The organism is Bradyrhizobium nivariense (genome assembly GCF_029846695.2).
GTDB lineage: Bacteria > Pseudomonadota > Alphaproteobacteria > Rhizobiales > Xanthobacteraceae > Bradyrhizobium.
In genome coordinates this window covers 1-753 of the sequence record NZ_JARWCR020000212.1, presented here as the reverse complement: position 1 = coordinate 753, position 753 = coordinate 1, and the positions used below count along the sequence as shown (strand labels likewise).

General features: G+C 60.7%; 1 protein-coding gene. It reads left to right on the top strand.

All coding sequences use genetic code 11. The features are described 5' to 3' along the window. Positions 1-56 precede the first annotated feature (56 nt). On the top strand, positions 57-753 hold a 697-nt coding region (locus tag QCM77_RS45985), incomplete at its 3' end, for an AMP-binding protein (protein WP_280097149.1).

The window sequence follows — 753 nt, the reverse complement described above, 5'->3', positions numbered from 1 at the left end:
CGGAATCCAATCCGGACCCACGCGCCCTCGGCCTGACCTCGCGCCATCTCGCCTATGTGATCTACACCTCAGGATCAACCGGTACGCCAAAGGGCGTCATGGTCGAGCATCGCGGATTGGTCAATCTCATAGCATGGCATGTGCAAACCTTTTGTCCCCAGCCAGAAACCTGCTGTGCGCTCGCGGCTGGAGTAGCATTCGATGCCAGCACTTGGGAGCTATGGTCTGCGCTATGTAACCGCAGCACATTGCTGCTCCCCCCAAGAGCATTGGCGGGAGATTCTCTCCTTCTGCTACAATGGTGGCGTGATCAATCGCTGGACGTCGCCTTTTTGATCACGCCGCTGGCCACGATGGCGTTGGAAGATAGGCTGGTAAATTCCAGATTGGAGTACTTGCTTGTTGGCGGTGGTCGTCTCCAGCGTGTGCCTGCGCCTCTAGCTTCGCCTCACAAGCTAATAAACAACTATGGCCCTACTGAAGCTACGGTCGTGGCGACCTCGGGCCGGCTCTTCATCGACAACGTTGTGCCGCATATTGGCCGCCCGATTGCCAACACGCGGATCTACCTGCTGGACGGTCATGCTGAGCCCGTTCCGTTTGGGGCGGTGGGGGAGCTTTACATCGGCGGGGCCGGGGTCGCGCGCGGCTATCTGAACCGGCCCGAGCTGGCGGCGGAGCGGTTCATCGCCAGTCCCTTTGTGGAAGGCGACCGGCTGTACCGGACCGGCGACCTGGCGCGCTATCTGCCGG